Here is a 277-nt window from a genome sequence, read left to right as displayed (position 1 = left end):
CTATCATTGACTAAAACCGTGAGCAGCACAACTCCTTTAGCGGGCTCAACAGTAACTTTTACTATTATTGCAACAAACAGCGGTCCGCAGGATGCTGCACAGGTTCAGGTGACCGATTTGCTGCCAGCTGGCTACACTTTCAGCAGTTTTAATGCAACAAGCGGAACTTATGACAGCACAACCGGACTTTGGACATTGGATATACTCGAAAGCAGCGAGTCTGAAACCCTACAGATTAACGCAATAGTAAATGCCACCGGAAATTACATAAACACAG

1 protein-coding gene is annotated in these 277 nt (G+C 45.1%); it reads left to right on the top strand.

Annotated elements, in window-relative coordinates; translation table 11 throughout:
- Positions 1-18 precede the first annotated feature (18 nt).
- A partial coding sequence (locus tag ACWA1B_RS22595; RefSeq protein WP_456910849.1) for a DUF11 domain-containing protein occupies positions 19-277 on the top strand: 259 nt, incomplete at its 3' end.

Source organism: Flavobacterium xizangense (assembly GCF_054075145.1).
The sequence above is the reverse complement of the archived record's forward strand: the minus strand, read 5'-3'. Positions and strand labels throughout refer to the sequence as shown.